Annotated in this window: 14 protein-coding genes; 9 read left to right on the top strand and 5 right to left on the bottom strand. The window is 63.8% G+C overall.

What is annotated here, in order from left to right:
- Positions 1–226: 226 nt before the first annotated feature.
- The 4 genes from HV770_RS03815 (at position 227) to HV770_RS03800 (ending at position 4,777) form a co-directional block, all read left to right on the top strand.
- Entirely contained in the window at positions 227–958 is a 732-nt protein-coding gene (locus tag HV770_RS03815) for a c-type cytochrome (protein ID WP_175158167.1), read from the top strand.
- A 21-nt stretch (positions 959–979) separates the two neighbouring features.
- Entirely contained in the window at positions 980–2,278 is a 1,299-nt protein-coding gene (locus HV770_RS03810) for a c-type cytochrome (RefSeq protein WP_175158166.1), read from the top strand.
- Between the two features lie 118 nt (positions 2,279–2,396).
- Complete coding sequence (trhA, locus tag HV770_RS03805; RefSeq protein WP_175158165.1) at positions 2,397–3,017, top strand: PAQR family membrane homeostasis protein TrhA; 621 nt, start codon at positions 2,397–2,399, stop codon at positions 3,015–3,017.
- 212 nt (positions 3,018–3,229) lie between these two features.
- On the top strand, positions 3,230–4,777 hold the full coding sequence (locus HV770_RS03800; RefSeq protein WP_175158164.1) for a DEAD/DEAH box helicase: 1,548 nt from the start codon (positions 3,230–3,232) through the stop codon (positions 4,775–4,777).
- Positions 4,778–4,822: 45 nt separating this feature from the next.
- Here HV770_RS03800 and HV770_RS03795 read toward each other — a convergent pair whose 3' ends face one another.
- The 4 genes from HV770_RS03795 to HV770_RS03780 all read right to left on the bottom strand — a co-directional run bounded on the left by HV770_RS03795 (position 4,823) and on the right by HV770_RS03780 (position 9,974).
- Positions 4,823–5,347, bottom strand: a complete 525-nt coding sequence (locus HV770_RS03795) for a hypothetical protein (RefSeq protein WP_175158163.1) — start codon at positions 5,345–5,347, stop codon at positions 4,823–4,825.
- A gap of 137 nt (positions 5,348–5,484) precedes the next feature.
- The gene (locus tag HV770_RS03790; protein ID WP_175158162.1) at positions 5,485–6,312 is read right to left on the bottom strand and encodes a ferritin-like domain-containing protein; all 828 of its coding nucleotides are present in this window, start codon (positions 6,310–6,312) and stop codon (positions 5,485–5,487) included.
- A 366-nt stretch (positions 6,313–6,678) separates the two neighbouring features.
- Entirely contained in the window at positions 6,679–8,043 is a 1,365-nt protein-coding gene (locus HV770_RS03785) for an MFS transporter (protein WP_175158161.1), read from the bottom strand.
- A gap of 293 nt (positions 8,044–8,336) precedes the next feature.
- A complete protein-coding gene (locus HV770_RS03780; RefSeq protein ID WP_175158160.1) occupies positions 8,337–9,974 on the bottom strand; it encodes a gamma-glutamyltransferase family protein in 1,638 nt (545 codons plus the stop codon).
- Between the two features lie 328 nt (positions 9,975–10,302).
- Here HV770_RS03780 and HV770_RS03775 point away from each other — a divergent pair, with 328 nt between their 5' ends.
- Positions 10,303–11,082, top strand: a complete 780-nt coding sequence (locus HV770_RS03775; RefSeq protein WP_175158159.1) for a DeoR/GlpR family DNA-binding transcription regulator — start codon at positions 10,303–10,305, stop codon at positions 11,080–11,082.
- A 305-nt stretch (positions 11,083–11,387) separates the two neighbouring features.
- The gene (locus HV770_RS03770) at positions 11,388–11,585 is read left to right on the top strand and encodes a hypothetical protein (protein WP_175158158.1); all 198 of its coding nucleotides are present in this window, start codon (positions 11,388–11,390) and stop codon (positions 11,583–11,585) included.
- A 434-nt stretch (positions 11,586–12,019) separates the two neighbouring features.
- On the opposite strand, the gene HV770_RS03765 is transcribed toward HV770_RS03770, so the two are convergent.
- Entirely contained in the window at positions 12,020–12,394 is a 375-nt protein-coding gene (locus HV770_RS03765; RefSeq protein WP_175158157.1) for an RNA-binding protein, read from the bottom strand.
- A 200-nt stretch (positions 12,395–12,594) separates the two neighbouring features.
- Between HV770_RS03765 and glpD the strand changes: the two genes are divergently transcribed.
- From glpD to HV770_RS03750, 3 genes are all read left to right on the top strand, one after another.
- Positions 12,595–14,124: a glycerol-3-phosphate dehydrogenase gene (gene glpD, locus HV770_RS03760; protein ID WP_175158156.1), complete on the top strand. Its 1,530-nt coding sequence runs from the start codon at positions 12,595–12,597 to the stop codon at positions 14,122–14,124.
- Positions 14,125–14,296: 172 nt separating this feature from the next.
- Complete coding sequence (gene glpK, locus HV770_RS03755; protein ID WP_175158155.1) at positions 14,297–15,796, top strand: glycerol kinase GlpK; 1,500 nt, start codon at positions 14,297–14,299, stop codon at positions 15,794–15,796.
- A 262-nt stretch (positions 15,797–16,058) separates the two neighbouring features.
- The gene (locus HV770_RS03750; RefSeq protein WP_175158154.1) at positions 16,059–16,745 is read left to right on the top strand and encodes an HAD family hydrolase; all 687 of its coding nucleotides are present in this window, start codon (positions 16,059–16,061) and stop codon (positions 16,743–16,745) included.
- The last annotated feature ends 51 nt before the right edge of the window (positions 16,746–16,796 follow it).

Raw genomic sequence — 16,796 nt, 5'->3', positions numbered from 1 at the left:
AACGGGGGTGAAACGGAACAGCCAGGAATAGCTAAATTGAGATAAACGAAAAACGCCTCAGGAAGCAGGATTGCGCGTCAAAGTGTCGCATCGCTGTTACACCAGGAACCTTCTCTAATGTGGCAAATAGTCACCATGACCCTTCAATGATAGAATGCTGCGTCGCCGCAGCGCCGGCTGCCCTTCACACCGAGCCGCTCGAAGTTCGGTCAGGTCCCCGATTTTGATGGAGTTACGCGTGTCTTCTAGACGCCTTTTCCGCCCGTTGCTCGCCCTTCTCCTGATCGGCTCCGCGGGTGTCTATAGCGCTGCGAAAGCGCAGACTCAACCGAAGGCCCCCGACACAATGGAAGCGCGCGTGCAAGGTTGCACCGCGTGCCATGGCTCGCACGGGCAAGGTACCGACAACGACTACTTCCCACGCCTCGCGGGCAAGCCGGCCGACTATCTGTTCAACCAGTTGCAGAACTTCCGCGAAGGGCGTCGCAAGTACCCGCCCATGAATTACCTCGTCACGTATCTTTCGGACGACTACCTTCATAAGATCGCGACGTTCTTTTCGCAGCAGCGCCCGCCGTATCCGCCGCCGGCCAAGCCGACGGTGTCGTCGGCCACGCTCGCGCGCGGCCAGCAGCTCGTGCTGAACGGCGACGCAGGCAAGCAGATCCCGGCTTGCGCGGCCTGCCACGGCAAGGCCTTGACGGGCATGGAGCCGGCTATCCCCGGTCTGGTCGGCCTGCACGCCGACTACATCAGCGCGCAACTTGGCGCATGGCGCTCGGGTACGCGTCATGCCATCGCGCCTGATTGCATGCACACCATCGCCACGCGCCTGAGCGACGAAGACGTGAACGCCGTTGCGGCATGGCTTTCCACGCAGCAGGCTCCACAAAACCCCGTGCCGGCTCCGGCCCGCTCGTTGAAGACTCCGCTTGCCTGCGGCAGCGAACCGCAATAAGGCACCGGGAGAGACACTCAAATGAAACGCAAGTCCTTGTTCGCCCTCTCGGCAGTCGTCGTGGTTGCGGCTGCCGCACTCGTTCCCGTCCTGTGGTCGGGCGGCGACAACCTGCATAACGGCTCGGCGATGGCGGCCACGCCCGCCGATCAGGCCGAACTGATCAAAAAGGGCGAGTACCTCGCCCGCGCCGGCGACTGTATCGCCTGCCACACGGTGCGCGGCGGCAAGCAGTTTGCCGGCGGGCTGCCGATGGCCACGCCGTTCGGCACGATGTTCACGCCGAACATCACGCCGGACGACCAGTACGGCATCGGCAAGTGGACCCAGGACGACTTCTATCGCGCGATGCACACCGGCCGCTCGAAAGACGGCAGCCTGCTGTATCCGGGCTTCCCGTTCACGAGCTACACGAAGGTCACGCGCGCCGACTCGGACGCGATCTACGCGTTCCTGCGCTCGGTCCCGCCGGTCAACGTGCCGAGCCGTCCGCACGAACTGAAATTCCCGTTCAACCAGCGCAACATGCTGATCGGCTGGCGCACGCTGTTCTTCCGTGAAGGCGAGTTCAAGCCCGATCCGACCAAGTCGGTCGAATGGAACCGCGGCGCGTACCTGATCGAAGGCCTCGGCCATTGCGGCATGTGCCACACCTCGATCAACGCGATGGGCGGCCCGGTCAATTCGGCGGCCTTCGCGGGCGGCCTGATCCCGCTGCAGAACTGGTACGCGCCGTCGCTCACGTCGAACCGTGAAGCCGGCCTCGGCGACTGGGACCTGAAGGACATCGCCGATCTGCTGAAGACCGGCGTGTCGAATCGCGGCGCGGTGTTCGGTCCGATGGCTGAAGTGGTTCACAACAGCCTGCAGTACATGTCGGACGAAGACATTAACGCGATGGCCACGTACCTGAAGACGATTCCGCAAAAGAGCGAGGCGCCTGAACCGCTGCAGCTCGAAACGTCGGAAAAGTTCGGCGGCGAACTGCTGAAGCAAGGCGCGAAGATCTACGCTGACAACTGCGCGAAATGCCACGCGGAAAACGGCCTCGGCATGCCGCCGTCGTTCCCGCCGCTCGCGAACAATCAGTCGATCCAGATGCCGTCGGCGGTCAACCCGATCCGCATGGTGCTCAACGGTGGTTATCCGCCGAGCACGGAAGCCAACCCGCATCCGTATGGCATGCCGCCGTTCGCACAGTCGCTGTCGAACACGGAAGTCGCCGCGGTGGTGACGTACATCCGTATGTCGTGGGGCAACCATGGCACCGCGGTGTCGCCGCAGCAAGTGTCGGATCTGCGTTCGGCGCCGCTCGACTAAGCAGCCTGAGTTGCACCCCGGGCGCGGCCTGCGAAATTCGCGGCCGCGCCCTTCGTTTTTGCAGGACCGGTATCATGTCGGTATTTACCCTGATGAAACCGCGCAGGAGGAAAGAGCCGTGCATGTCGGTGAGCGTTTGAACAGCATGACCCATCTTGTCGGCGCCGTGCTGTCGGTGGTGGGGCTGGTGACGCTCGTCACGATGGGCGCGCTCGACGGCGACGCGTACAAGGTGGTCAGCTTCGCGGTATACGGTGCGATGCTGTTCGTGCTGTATGCTATCTCGACGCTTTACCACAGCGCGCGTAACCCGCGCGTCAAAGCGGTCCTGCAAAAATGCGACCATTCGGCGATCTACCTGCTGATCGCCGGCAGCTACACTCCGTTCACGCTTGTCACCTTGCGCGGGCCGTGGGGCTGGTCGTTATTCGGCGTGAGTTGGGGGCTTGCCGCCCTCGGCATCGTGCAGGAACTGACGCTCGGGCGACGCACCCGCAGCGTGTCGATGGTGCTGTATGTTTTGATGGGATGGCTCGCGCTCGTTGCCGTCCACCCGCTGCTGCAAGCCTTACCTGCAGCGGGTACCGCCTGGCTCGTGGCCGGCGGGATCATCTACAGCGCCGGCATCTACTTCTTCATCAACGACGAGCGCATCCGGCATGGACATGGTATCTGGCACCTGTTCGTACTGGCGGGCAGTCTGTGTCAATTCGTCAGTGTTGCGCGCTATGTCGCGTGACACCCCACGGCGACGAAATGCAACTTAAGGCCAGTCAACGTGTCTGCATAGCGCGTTGAAGCATTCGGCACGTGTTTGAGCGTGCCGCCGATTTCTCTGCGACCGGAACTGGGCTTGGGCATCGAACGCGCCATGCTGGCGTGTTCATGCTGCATTCATGCCTGCTTGAGCCCATTTGTGCCGTTCGCGAAACTGCATTGCAAAGAGCATTTATGTCTTTTGATTCCCTCGGCTTGTCCGAACCGTTGGTCCGCGCAGTACACGAACTCGGCTATACCACGCCGACTCCCATCCAGACGCAAGCGATCCCCGCCGTGCTCAACGGCGGCGACCTGCTGGCCGGCGCGCAGACCGGCACCGGCAAGACCGCCGGTTTCACGCTACCCATCCTGCAGCGTCTGAATTCGATGCCGGCCGTCGCCACCGGCTCGGGCAAGCGCGCGGTGCGCGCCCTGATCCTCACGCCGACGCGTGAGCTGGCCGCGCAGGTCGAAGAAAGCGTGCGCGCTTACGGCAAGTATCTGAAGCTGAAGTCGACCGTGATGTTCGGCGGCGTCGGCATCAATCCGCAGATCGGCGCGTTGCGTAGCGGCGTGGACATCGTCGTCGCGACGCCGGGCCGCCTGCTCGATCACATGCAGCAGAAGACCATCGATCTGTCGCATCTCGAGATTCTCGTGCTCGACGAAGCCGACCGCATGCTCGACATGGGCTTCATCCACGACATCAAGCGCGTGCTCGCCAAGTTGCCGCCGAAGCGTCAGAACCTGCTGTTCTCGGCCACGTTCTCCGACGAGATCAAGACCCTCGCCGACAACCTGCTCGACTCGCCGGCGCTGATCGAAGTGGCTCGCCGCAATACGACGGCGGAAACGGTCGCACAAAAGATTCACCCGGTGGACCGCGACAAGAAGCGCGAGCTGCTCACGCATCTGATCAAGCAGCACAACTGGTTTCAGGTGCTGGTGTTCACGCGCACGAAGCACGGCGCGAACCGCCTCGCCGAACAACTGACCAAGGACGGCATCAGCGCGCTCGCGATTCACGGCAACAAGAGCCAGTCGGCCCGGACCCGCGCGCTCGCCGAGTTCAAGGACGGCACGCTGCAGGTGCTGGTCGCGACCGACATCGCCGCGCGCGGCATCGACATCGACCAGTTGCCCCACGTGGTCAACTTCGATCTGCCGAATGTGCCGGAAGATTACGTGCATCGTATCGGCCGCACGGGTCGCGCGGGCGCGACGGGCGAAGCGGTGTCGCTGGTGTGCGTCGATGAATTGCAACTGCTGAAGGACATCGAGAAGCTGATCAAGCGTCCGGTGCCGCAGGAAGTGATCGCCGGTTTCGAACCGGACCCGACCGCGAAGCCGGAACCGATCCTGCGCCGCGGCCAAGGTGGCGGCGGCGGCGGTGGTCGTTCGCCGCGTCAAGGTCAAGGCGCGCCGAAGCGTGATGGCGCCGCTGCGGCGAAGCCTGCTCAGCGTTCGGGCCAGCGTCCGGCGAACGGTCAGCAACAGCCGAAGCCGCAGGGCGCGAAGCCGGCGGGCAACGGCGGCCAGCCGCGTCGCGACGGTCAGCGTCATGACGACCGGCCGCGCGCGGTCGCGCATGAAGGCAGCGCTGCGCAACATGCGCCGCGCAAGCCGCACGCCAACAAGCCGCAAGGCGGCAATCCGGGTGCGTTGCTGGGCGGCGCGAAGCCGCGCAACGACGCACCGCGTGGCGGCCAGCCGTCACGCAGCGGCCAGCGCGGCCGTTAAGCTGCAAGGCTCCCGGCTGGCCGCTTGGTCCTCGCTAGTCGAGGACTAACGGCCGGCCGCGGCGGCCGCCTGCTTCAGGTGCTCGACCTGCCGTTCCCAACGGTCGAGCACCGTACTTCCCTGCCCTTCCAGTTCGAACGTGATGCCGCTCGTCAGGCGCGCATAACGCACGCTCTGCGCCTCGGCCGTATCGATCGAACCGATCAGATAGACCAACCCGCTGTCGTCTCCAGCAGCACCGGCGAGCGGCGTGAAAAGCAACTGCACCTGATAGAAAGCTGCGTCGCAAACGAAGCTCAGCGCGGCGCGTCCGCTTTGCGCGATCGCGCGCGCCGCCCTCGCTTGCGGCCACAACGCGATGCACAGCGTGCGCGAATCGGGCGCGTACAACTCGCCGACACCGAGCAACGACGTGCGCACGTGGCCGTTCGTATCGACACTTAGCAGCGACGCGGTGAATCCTGTCTTGCTCGCCAGCGACGAACCGTCGAACAACGCGCGCACGGCATCGGGCCATTCGTCGAACACGTTCTGTTCGAGCGGACGTGCAGGTGCGGAGGAATCGCTCATGCTGTCGATCCGGTTGAAAGTGGGCAAGGCTCAATCATGCCTCGAAAAAGCAATGGCCCGCGTTAGCGGGCCATTCTTCTGCATGTCGTTGCGTAATTGCGTTTCAGTAAGCCAAAGACACGCGGCTCGCCAGCGACTCAGCGGAAGAACACATGCTGCGTGATCTTCGCGAGCGGATAGTGCACGCCCGGCTGAATCTTCGCCGGCAGATTGAGCGGCTTGAGCAACATCTTCACGCACATGTCGGCGGACAGGTTGCGCCGCACCAGCGCATTGATACGCGCCGCCCGCTCGCGGTTATACGCCGAATCATGCACGCGCTCCGGATAGCGAATCGCGAACACATGACGCAGCGCGATCTCCGAGTCTTCGTTCTTGATCTCCATCACGCGCCGCATCAACGCGCCGAGTACCGCGAGCCGTCCGTTGCCTTCGATCCGGTTGTACTTCTTGAAGAACTTGAAAAAATGCTTGTAGTGACGGACTTCGTCGGTGCGGATGTTGTCGGTGATCTGCTTGAGCACCGGTTCATCCGAACATTCGCCGATCGCGCGGTACAGCGTCGCCGTGCCGGTCTCCACCACACAGCGCGCGACCATTTCGAGCGCGCGGGTCTTCTCGAAATCTTCGACCGAACAGGTCAGCGAATACTCGTCCATGAAATTGCGGAAGGCGGTGTCCCAGTCGAATTCGGGCCACACATAGGCGACATACGTTTTGAGCGCGCGGCCATGCTGCATCTCTTCCGGCTCCCATTCCTTGTTGAGCCAAGCCGAGACCTCGGGATCGCCGTTGAAAAAAGTACTGAGATTGCTCGTGTAAAGATCGGTTCCGCTTTCAATGAACGAAGCCGCGCACAGGAGCAGCAGCAGGTCTTCATTAGCGACGGCCTTCTGCCGATCAATGCGGGTCAGGTCGATGTCCTCGATCCGCCAGGGCATGACATGGTTCGGCTCGGTATGCATGATGTGTTGCTCCGAATGCTGTCCCGACTCGTGCTGCCTGCGCGAAACCGCCCCGCATTCGCCGTGACGGTTCGCTATGTCGGACACAGCGCTTGAATTAGAGTTAACCCCTTGTCTGCATCTTAGCCGGTGTTAACCAACTCTGCAGACAACCCAGCACAGACCATGCCGGACGGGCTCAGTTCCAATTCGGAGATAGTCGAAACGCTCGGTCGAGAAAACGTCGGGCGCCAGACGAAAAAAGCCAGCTCGAAGGAGCTGGCTTTGAGGCAGGGCATGGAGCCTGTGAGCCTCGTGAGTCACCGCAGAGACGCCGGAGCCAGCGTGCGACCGCGCCCCCGCCCGCCCCGCTGCGATGCGCGATGCTCAGGCAGGCTGCACGTTTTGGAGCGGACGCACGCGGCGCATGCGTTGCGCGACGATGATCAACGACAGGCCCGACAGCACCGCCGCAAGCAGCACGTAATAACTTGGCGCGAGCTTGTCGCCGGTCAAATGAATGAAGGTCTCGACGATCGTCGGCGCAAAGCCGCCGAAGATCGTCACGCCGATGCTATAGCCGATCGAGAGACCGGTCGAGCGCACGTGCGTCGGGAAGATCTCGGACATCAGCGAGGGCATCGGTCCGGAGTAAGCGGCCTTGAAGATGCCCGCGATGGCTTGCAGCGCCATCAGCCAGCCGATCGTCGGATGAGACTGCAGCCACGCGAACATCGGGTAGATCATCACGCCCATCAGGATCGACGTAGTCAGCATGATGCGAATCCGCCCGATACGGTCGGACAATGCGCCCATCACCGGCGAAAAGATGAACTGCAGTCCGCCGTTGAGCACCACCACACCGAACGACGCGGCCGCCGACATGTGCAACTGCTTGACGGCGTACATCGGCATGTAGAGTTGCAGCACGTAGACGCCAACCGTCGACTGCGCCACGATGCCGACCGCGAGCACGAGGTTGACCCACTGGTTGGCGAACGATACGCCCTTCGCTTCGCTCGCGTCTTTACGCTCGCCGGCCGCTTCGCGTGCCTTGCGCAACTCGAGAAACTCCGGCGTTTCGTCGAGATGCGAACGGATGTAGAAGCCGACCGGCCCGACCAGCAAACCGAACACGAACGGCAGGCGCCAGCCCCAGCTACTGAGATGCTCGGGCGACATCCATGCGGTCAGCAGCGAGCCGAAGGTAGCGGCGGTGATCGCCGCGAGGCCCTGGCTCGCGAACTGCCAGCTCGCGTAATAACCTCGGCGCGACGCACTGTGCTCGACCATGAAGGCCGTCGCGCTGCCGAACTCGCCGCCCACTGCGAAGCCTTGCACGAGCCGCGCGAGCAGGATCAGCAACGGCGCCGCGATGCCGATCGACGCATATGGGGGCATCACGGCCATCGTGAAGGTGCCGACCATCATCAATGCGATGGCGAGCGTGAGCGCCGCCTTGCGCCCCTTGCGGTCGCCGTAGATGCCCAGCACGACCGCGCCCAGCGGACGCATCAGGAACGAGATGCCGAACGTGGCGATGGCGAACAGTGTCGAGAGCCACTCGTCCTGCATCGGGAAAAACTCTTTGGCAATGATGGTCGCGAAATAGCCGTAGACCAGAAAGTCGAACCATTCGAGCGCATTGCCGACCGATGACGAAAACACGATCCGCCGCACCATCGCTTTGGAGAGCGGTGCGGACGACGCGTGAGGGGAAGCTGTCGTGGATGGCGACGCGTGGGTGTGCATGATGTCTCCTGCCTTGTTCAATGCCTGCTTTGACGCCGTATGCCTGGCGTGCGGGGTGTATCTGAAACGTGACTGATGGGCGTGACGCGCGAGGCGGCCGATGTCGTTCGATAACGGCGCTCCCGCGCAGCAGCGCGGCGGGTGGCTCGCATGCCGACCACCGCGACTGCGATGGGAGCCATTCGGCGATATGCTATTTGCCCCGCCCGCGGCCTCGCCAGATTCAGCGAGGCGCCGCCGGGGCACTCCCCGAAGCGGCCTCCCCGGCTGCGCCGCGCATCACGTGGAATGGATCAGAACCCGGCGGCCAACCCGTCGCGGCGGCTGTCGCTTGCCGCCACGTAGCCGCGCTCCGGATCGTTCCGGTCGAGCTTCCAGATGTACTGGCCCGAACCGAAGTCCATGTATGGATCGTCGACCGACTTGATCGTGTGGCCCAGCTTCTGCAACGCCTCGGCGGTCTTCGGATCGAGCGTGGATTCGATGTCGATCGTGAAGTCGCGGTTGACCTTCCAGCGCGGCGCGTCGCACGCGGCCTGCGGTTGCTGACCGTAATCGAGCATCCGCACGATGGATTGCAGATGGCCTTGCGGCTGCATGTCGCCGCCCATCACGCCGAAGCTCATCACCGCTTCCTGCTGGCCGTTCACCTGCTGCGTGAGGAACGACGGGATGATCGTGTGGAACGGGCGCTTGCCGCCTTCCACGACGTTCGGCGACTTCGGGTCCATCGAGAAGCCGCAGCCGCGGTTCTGCATCGCGATGCCGCTGTCAGGCACCACGATGCCCGAGCCGAAGCCCATGTAATTCGATTGAATGAAGCTCACCATCATGCCGCGCTCGTCCGCCACCGACATGTAGATCGTGCCGCCGGCCTTCGGCATGCCGAAGTCGAACTGCGTCGCGCGCTTGTGGTCGATCAGCTTCGCGCGCGACGTGAGGTACGCGTCGTCGAGCATCTGCTCGGGCGTGACTTCCATCGAACGCGGATCGGCCACGTAGCGGTAGACATCGGCGAACGCCAGCTTCATCGCTTCGATCTGCAAGTGCTGCGACTCGACGTTGTCGACCGCCAGCGACTTCACGTCGAATTTTTCGAGGATGCCCAACGCGATCAGCGCCGCGATGCCCTGGCCGTTCGGCGGAATCTCATGCACGGTGTAGCCGCGATAGTCCTTGCCGATCGGCTCGACCCAGTCCGCGCGGTAGTTGCGCAGGTCGTCGAGCGTGAGCGCCGCGCCGCCTTCGCGCGCGAACGCCGCGATCCGCTCGGCGATCTCGCCTTCGTAGTACGCGCGCGGGCCAAGCTCGGCGAGCTTGCGCAGCGTCTTCGCGTGGCCGGGGAAGCGCACCAGCTCGCTCACTTCAGGCGCGCGGCCGCGCGGCATGAAGGTTTGCGCGAAGCCCGGGAGGTCCTTCAGTTCCGGCACGGCCGCTGCCCACTTGTAGGCGACGATGCTCGCCACCGCATGGCCGCGCTCGGCGATTTCGATGGCCGGCTCCATCAGGTCGGCGAACGGCAGCGTGCCGAACTTCTGATGCAGCGCTTCCCAGCCCGCGATCACGCCGGGCACCGTCACCGCATCCCAGCCGCGCTTGGGCTGCTTCGCGAGACCGTTTTCCGCGCCGTATTTGCGCTTGAAGTAGTCGACGTTCCACGCCGCCGGCGAGACGCCCGACGCGTTCAGGCCATGCAGCTTCTTGCCGTCCCACACCAGAGCGAACGCGTCGCCGCCAAGGCCGCACGACACCGGCTCGACCACCGTGATGGCGGCGGCCGCCGCGATCGCCGCATCGACGGCATTGCCGCCTTTCCACAGCATGCGCAGCCCGGCTTGCGCGGCGAGCGGATGCGAAGTCGAAACGATGTTGCGCGCGAATACAGGCAGACGCGGCGTCGGATAGGGGTTTTGCCAGTTGAAGCCAGTCATGTCGAACACTCTCGAAAGCGCGATCCGGAGCGAGGAAAGCCGTCCGGTACGCGGGAAATCATGAAAACAGGGTAAAACGCGAAACCGTGGATTGCAGCGCGAACCGGCCCAAAAAACAAATTCATTTATCAAATGAATAAATGCACCTGGCGCCTGAATGGATCAGACGATTGCCTTCGCGCGCCTTATGCATGTCGCGCGAGTTCACGGACAAGGGGACTGATGGTCTTACAATAGTCATATCCCGTTCACGCATGACCCGGTTTCCGGCTTGGCACATCACGCCGGCGGCGGGCAGCGCCCGATAAAATCCCACGACCCGAGACACATGACCCGAGACCCCCGCCTCACTCTCAATGCGCGGCAACAGGAATTGCTGGAGTGGGTGCAACGCGACGGCTTCGTGACCGTGGACGACCTCGCGGCGCACTTCGACGTGACGCCGCAAACGATCCGCCGCGACGTCAACTGGCTTGCCGACATGAACCTGCTGCGCCGCTATCACGGCGGCGCCAGTCTGCCGACCAGTTCCGAGAACGTCTCGTACACCGCACGCCAGCGGATGTTCCATGACGAGAAGAGGCGCATCGCAGCGCTGGTGGCCACTCACATTCCCGATCAGGCGTCGCTCTTCATCAACCTCGGCACCACGACCGAGGAAGTCGCTCGAGCACTCAACCGGCATCGCGGGTTGCGGGTGATCACCAACAATCTGAACGTCGCGAGCATGATGAGCGGCTATCCGGATTGCGAGGTGCTGGTGACGGGCGGCATCGTGCGGCCTTGGGACAAGGGCATCGTCGGCGAACTCGCAATCGATTTCATCCGTCAGTTCAAGGTGGATTTCGCGATCATCGGCACCTCCAGTATCGAAACGGACGGCACACTGCGCGATTTCGACACCCGTGAAGTGCGCGTGGCCGAGGCCATCATCCAGCATGCGCGCACCGTATTCCTCGCGGCTGACAGCTCGAAATTCGGCCGCCCGGCGCTGGTCCGCCAAGGCCATCTCGACCAGATCGATGCGCTCTTCACCGATGCCGCACCCGCCGCCCCGATGCTCGAAGCCCTCACCGCGGCCAACTGTCAGGTGTACATCGCGGATTAACCATGCGTTCTGCGCCATGCTGCAGCGCATACAAAACTTCGAGTGAAATCAAGATTCAGGCCGCTATTCCCAACCGCCGCCGGGCCCCTCAATTGTCAAAGGGAATATTTGCGGGGGCGCATTTGGCGTTTAACGTGCGGTTGACTACACTCCAGTTCCCGCTGTGCGTGGCGCATTCTGCGTAGCGCCGGTTGCGTGGTTGTGTTGTGTGAGCCGTACTTCCCGCCTGATCCTCTAGCGGACTTCACTGGCATCTCGCCAGTCGCCGGCAAGGCCGTCCGCGTTTGCTTGACATGGAGAGAACGATGCTGAGTCCGCATGAATTCGCCACGTTGTTGCTCGTCAAGGACGCCCCTAATCAGGTCGACATGGGCCGAGAAGAACTCGACGCGCTGCTGGAACGCCAGTTGGTACAACTCGAACGACTCGCGTCGGGCAACGAACAATGGCGTGTGACGGAAACCGGCGATGAGGCACTGCGGGCTATCAAGCGTTTTTCCTGATGTCGCGAAAGCGTGTCGCTGTTTTTGCAGCCGACGCGCGGTCTTGCAATGACGGCAGGGTGCGTCGTACACAGTTCGTACGCCCTCGCTCCCTGTCGATTGCCTCGTATTTTCTACGCCTCTTAACGAAGCCGGACCGGGCAGCCGGTCAAGAGGCCGCGTTGCCGCGTCGTCGTGCCCGACTCGTTGACACGATGAATTGGCGCGACGGACCTTCGGCCCTCGCGCCTGTCAACATCGCTTTCCCGCGAACGGCATTCGGCAATTCCGCCCAGCGACTTGACTCAAGGCTTGGCGGGCAGATGCGTTCGCCACACCCGGCGCGCGAGCCTTGCGACGATGCGCGAACCGCCGCCGCCCCATTACCCCACCCGGTTAGAGATAGCGGCCCACGCGCCCGCCTGCGCGGAGAGGAAAACGCAATACGACCCCGCTCAACCGCTGCGCAAGGTCGGATCGACCGCCGCGCGCCAGCTCAGCGCCTTGGCCCGTTGGGCGGTGAAAAACTCGACCCACTGATTGCGCGCGTGCGGATCGGCGCTCATACCTTCGCTCGCATGACGCTGGGCGATGGCGGCCTGGAACGCGCAGAAATCGTCCTTCGACAACGCGCCGCGCCGGTTCGCCACATAGGCGTCGAATAGCGCCGCGTAGACGCCTTGCGCATCCTTGCCATAGTCGACGGGTTGCGCCGTGCACATCCGCTGCAACGCTTCGAACGACGGCGCACCCATCGTCCCCGTCAGGCTCGGCGAGCTGACGCACCCCGTGAGAAGCGCGGCGGCGCCGATCATCAAAAGTCCACGCATTCATTCACCTCGAAATGGCTACTGCCGAGAGTATCGTCCGTGGCCGCCCATTGCGCCACACCCTTGGCCGTTCGGGTAAGGCGCGTTCAGATAAAGCGAACTTTACTTTTTCGAATATGTTCATTAAAGTTCGAAAACGAACACAGTCTGTTCGGCCGGCTTCCATACGACTTTCAAGCGCAACGCAGGGGACACAGCAGGTGACGCAAGGCTCGAGATACGATTTGCTCGTCGTTGGCGGCGGGATCAACGGCGCAGGCATCGCACGCGATGCGGCCGGTCGCGGCCTGTCGGTGCTGCTCTGCGAACAGGACGATCTGGCCGCGCATACGTCGTCGGCCAGCACCAAGCTGATCCACGGCGGCCTGCGCTACCTCGAATACCGCGAGTTCGGCCTGGTGCGCAAAGCGCTGCAGGAGCGCGAAACACTGCTGCGCGCCGCGCCGCACATCATGTGGCCGCTGCGCTTCGTGATGCCGCACATGCCCGATCTGCGCCCGGCCTGGCTGATCCGGGCGGGGCTGTTTCTGTACGACCATCTCGCCAAACGCGAATTGCTGCCCGGTTCGCGCGGCATCTCGATGCGCAGGCATCCGGCCGGCGCGCCGCTGATCGACTCGATCAAACGCGGTTTCGTGTATTCGGACGGCTGGGTCAACGACGCGCGTCTGGTCGTGCTGAACGCACTCGACGCGCAGGAACACGGCGCAACGATTCTGACGCGCACGAAGCTCGTCAGCGCGGTGCGCGCGGGCGGTGAATGGCGCGCGCAACTGCGGCGCGCCGACGGCACCACCCTCGACGTACGCGCTGCCTCGATCGCGAACGCCGCGGGCCCATGGGTCGGCGAACTGCTGCAGGGCGCGCTCGGCCGCCAGGCATCGCACAGTGTCCGCCTCGTAAAAGGCAGCCATATCGTCACGCGGCGCCTGTTCGAACACGACCACGCGTACATCTTCCAGAACCCCGACAAGCGGATCATCTTCGCGATTCCGTACGAAGGCGATTACACGCTGATCGGCACGACCGACCTCGAATATCGCGGCGACCCGTCGCAAGTGGCGATCGACGCCGGCGAAACGCAGTATCTGTGCGACTCGATCAACCGCTACTTCAAACAGAAGATCTCGCCGGCCGACGTGCGCTGGACCTATTCGGGCGTGCGTCCGTTGCTCGAAGACGAAGGCGCGGACAACCCGTCGGCAGTCACGCGCGATTACTCGCTCGAACTCGACGCGCCCGCGGGCGAAGCGCCGCTTCTGTCGGTGTTCGGCGGCAAGATCACGACCTTTCGCAAGCTCGCGGAGCAAGCCGTCGACACGCTCGCGCAGGCGTTGCACAATGGCGCGCCCGCGTGGACCGTCGGCGCGACGTTGCCGGGCGGCGATATTCCGCGCGCGGACTTCGACCGCTTCCTCGCCGGCTTCAGGCAGCAGCATGCGTGGTTGCCGGCCGAGCTGGCGCACCGGCTCGCGCGCGCCTATGGCACGCGCGCCACACGGGTGATCGGCGAAGCGCGCTCGGTGGCCGATCTCGGCCGGGCGTTCGCGCCGGGTCTCTTCGAAGCCGAACTGACGTACCTGTGCGACACCGAATGGGCGCGCAGCGCCCAGGACGTGCTGTGGCGCCGTTCGAAACTCGGGCTGCACGTCGAGCCGGGCACGCTCGCGTCGATCACGCACGACATCGACGCCTGGTTCGCCCGCGAACCCGCGCGGCAAAGCGCATAGACTGCACGCATAGTCTGCGAAGACCGGCTCGGCCTGCGGTCAACTCCCCCCTTTCGGCTGGACCGGCGCGGGCCGCACAATCTCATCCACGATTGCAGCCCGGCTAAAACAACAGGCGGCTCCCGGCGTCGGCAGGCAGGCCGGGGAATCGCCCACGCATGGAGAAGAGACAATGCAGGATCAGTACATCCTCGCGCTTGACCAGGGCACCACCAGCTCGCGTGCAATGCTGTTCGACCGGCTCGGCAATGTCGTGTCGATCGCCCAGAAAGAATTCCAGCAAATCTATCCGCACCCCGGCTGGGTCGAGCACGACCCGCAGGAAATCTGGTCGACCCAGGCCGGCGTCGCCGCCGAAGCCGTGACGCGCGCCGGCATGAACGGCACCTCGATCGCCGCGATCGGCATCACCAATCAACGCGAAACCACCATCGTGTGGGATCGCGAAACCGGCCACCCGGTCTACAACGCGATCGTATGGCAGGACCGGCGCACCGCCGATTTCTGCGACCAGCTCAAGGAGCAAGGGCTCGCAGACAAGGTCCGCGCGAAAACCGGCCTGCCGATCGACTCGTATTTCTCGGCGACCAAGATCCGCTGGATTCTCGACAACGTCGAAGGCGCGCGCGAAAAAGCGCGGCAAGGGCGCCTCGCGTTCGGCACGGTCGACAGCTGGCTCGTGTGGAACTTCACCAAGGGCAGCCTGCACGTCACCGACGTGACCAACGCGTCGCGCACGATGCTGTTCAACATCCACACGCTGCAATGGGACGACGAACTGCTCGACGCGCTCGACATTCCGCGCAGCATGCTGCCGGAAGTGCGGCCGTCGTCGGAAGTGTATGGGCCGACCAAGACCACCGTATTCGCGTCGAAGATTCCGCTCGCGGGCATCGCCGGCGATCAGCACGCCGCGCTGTTCGGCCAGATGTGCACGGAGTCGGGCATGGTGAAGAACACCTACGGCACCGGCTGTTTTCTCGTGATGAACACCGGCGACAAGCCGATCGAATCGAAGAACAATCTCGTGACCACGATCGCGTGGCAGATCGGCGACAAGATCAACTACGCGCTCGAAGGCAGCATTTTCATCGGCGGCGCGGTGGTGCAATGGCTGCGCGACGGCCTGGGCATCATCAAGAACGCCGCCGAGATCGAAACGCTCGCGCGCGGCGTGCCGCATTGCGACGGCGTGTATCTGGTGCCCGCCTTCGCCGGCCTTGGCGCGCCGCACTGGAACGCGCATGCACGCGGCACGCTGTTCGGCGTGACGCGCGGCACGAGCTCGGCGCATATCGCACGCGCCGCGCTCGACTCGATCGCCTACCAGTCGCTCGACGTGCTGCAGGCGATGGAAGCGGACTCCGGCATTCGCATCGGCGAATTGCGCGTGGACGGCGGCGCCTGCGCGAACAATCTGCTGATGCAATTCCAGGCGGACATTCTCGGCGTCGACGCGGTGCGCCCGAAGGTGCCGGAAACGACCGCCTTGGGCGCGGCGTATCTCGCCGGTCTCGCGGTCGGCTACTGGAAGGACGTCGACGAACTGCAGCAGCAGTGGAAGCTCGAGCGCCGCTTCACACCGGCGTTGCCGCACACTGAAGTCAAGGCCTGTCTCGACGGCTGGCAACGCGCGGTCCGCGCCGCAAAGGCGTGGGCGGATATGCACTGAGTGCGCTGGCGCGGGCAGCTGAGTGCCCCTCGCAAGCGTCAGCACCCGAGTGGTCTGAGCACCTGAGTACGCCAGTATCCCGCCCGTTGTTTCGCCGCCAACCCGCGCTCGCCAGCGCGACGCCGCCCATTCGGCGGCTTCACCGATCACCCGCGGCATCCTGCTGCGCAGAGATTGAAAGCACGTATCATGACGCTTTCACTCTGCGCGCCCGAGCTTGCCACCATCCTGCTCCCGCGTTCCCCGCTTTCCGTTTCCAGGCATGATCGACCACCTCATCTGTGATTGCGACGGCGTGCTCGTCGATAGCGAAGTCATCGCCGACCGCGTGATGTTCGAAACGCTCACCGTGGCCTTTCCCGGCCTCGACTTCGAGCCCGTCGTCAAAACCGCGTTTGGCCAGCAGACGTCACGCTTTCTCGAAGGCATCGAGAAGTCCTTCGACATCACGCTGCCCGCCAATTTTCTCGACACCATCGAACACAATGTCGAGCTGGAACTGGCGGCGTCGCTGAGTCCGATCAACGGCGTGCGCGAGGCTTTGCAACGCGTGACGCTGCCCGCCGCGGTCGTGTCGAACAGCCGCATGACGCGTGTGAGCGCGTCGGTGCGGCGCGCGGGTCTGCAACAGATTTTCGGCGAGCGGATTTTCAGCGCCGAACAGGTGGCGCGGCCGAAGCCCTATCCGGACGTCTATCTGTTCGCGGCGCAAACGCTCGGCGTGGAGCCGTCGCGCTGCGTCGTCGTCGAGGACAGCATCGCCGGTCTGAACGCGGCGCGCTCGGCGGGCATGAAGACGATCGCCTTCGTCGGCGCGAGCCATATCCCCGACGGCTATGCGGACGCGCTGCGCAAGATGGGCATGACGCGCATCATGAGGCACATGGATGAACTGCCTGCGCTGATCGAAGCTGGAGTGCGCGGAGAGTTCGCCGACGTGCAGTCGTAGCGGACTGGCGTGACAGAACGCGTCATGTAGCGTGGTGCAGGCGCCGCCAGC

This window comes from Paraburkholderia fynbosensis (assembly GCF_902859935.1).
Classification (GTDB): Bacteria; Pseudomonadota; Gammaproteobacteria; order Burkholderiales; family Burkholderiaceae; genus Paraburkholderia; species Paraburkholderia fynbosensis.
The sequence above is the reverse complement of the archived record's forward strand: the minus strand, read 5'-3'. Positions and strand labels throughout refer to the sequence as shown.

Coding starts and splice junctions, on each gene's coding strand:
- HV770_RS03815 (WP_175158167.1), top strand. CDS start 227: ATGGAGTTACGCGTGTCTTCTAGACGCCTTTTCCGCCCGTTGCTCGCC.
- HV770_RS03810 (WP_175158166.1), top strand. CDS start 980: ATGAAACGCAAGTCCTTGTTCGCCCTCTCGGCAGTCGTCGTGGTTGCG.
- HV770_RS03800 (WP_175158164.1), top strand. CDS start 3,230: ATGTCTTTTGATTCCCTCGGCTTGTCCGAACCGTTGGTCCGCGCAGTA.
- HV770_RS03795 (WP_175158163.1), bottom strand. CDS start 5,347: ATGAGCGATTCCTCCGCACCTGCACGTCCGCTCGAACAGAACGTGTTC.
- HV770_RS03790 (WP_175158162.1), bottom strand. CDS start 6,312: ATGCATACCGAGCCGAACCATGTCATGCCCTGGCGGATCGAGGACATC.
- HV770_RS03785 (WP_175158161.1), bottom strand. CDS start 8,043: ATGCACACCCACGCGTCGCCATCCACGACAGCTTCCCCTCACGCGTCG.
- HV770_RS03780 (WP_175158160.1), bottom strand. CDS start 9,974: ATGACTGGCTTCAACTGGCAAAACCCCTATCCGACGCCGCGTCTGCCT.
- HV770_RS03775 (WP_175158159.1), top strand. CDS start 10,303: ATGACCCGAGACCCCCGCCTCACTCTCAATGCGCGGCAACAGGAATTG.
- HV770_RS03770 (WP_175158158.1), top strand. CDS start 11,388: ATGCTGAGTCCGCATGAATTCGCCACGTTGTTGCTCGTCAAGGACGCC.
- HV770_RS03765 (WP_175158157.1), bottom strand. CDS start 12,394: ATGCGTGGACTTTTGATGATCGGCGCCGCCGCGCTTCTCACGGGGTGC.
- glpK (WP_175158155.1), top strand. CDS start 14,297: ATGCAGGATCAGTACATCCTCGCGCTTGACCAGGGCACCACCAGCTCG.
- HV770_RS03750 (WP_175158154.1), top strand. CDS start 16,059: ATGATCGACCACCTCATCTGTGATTGCGACGGCGTGCTCGTCGATAGC.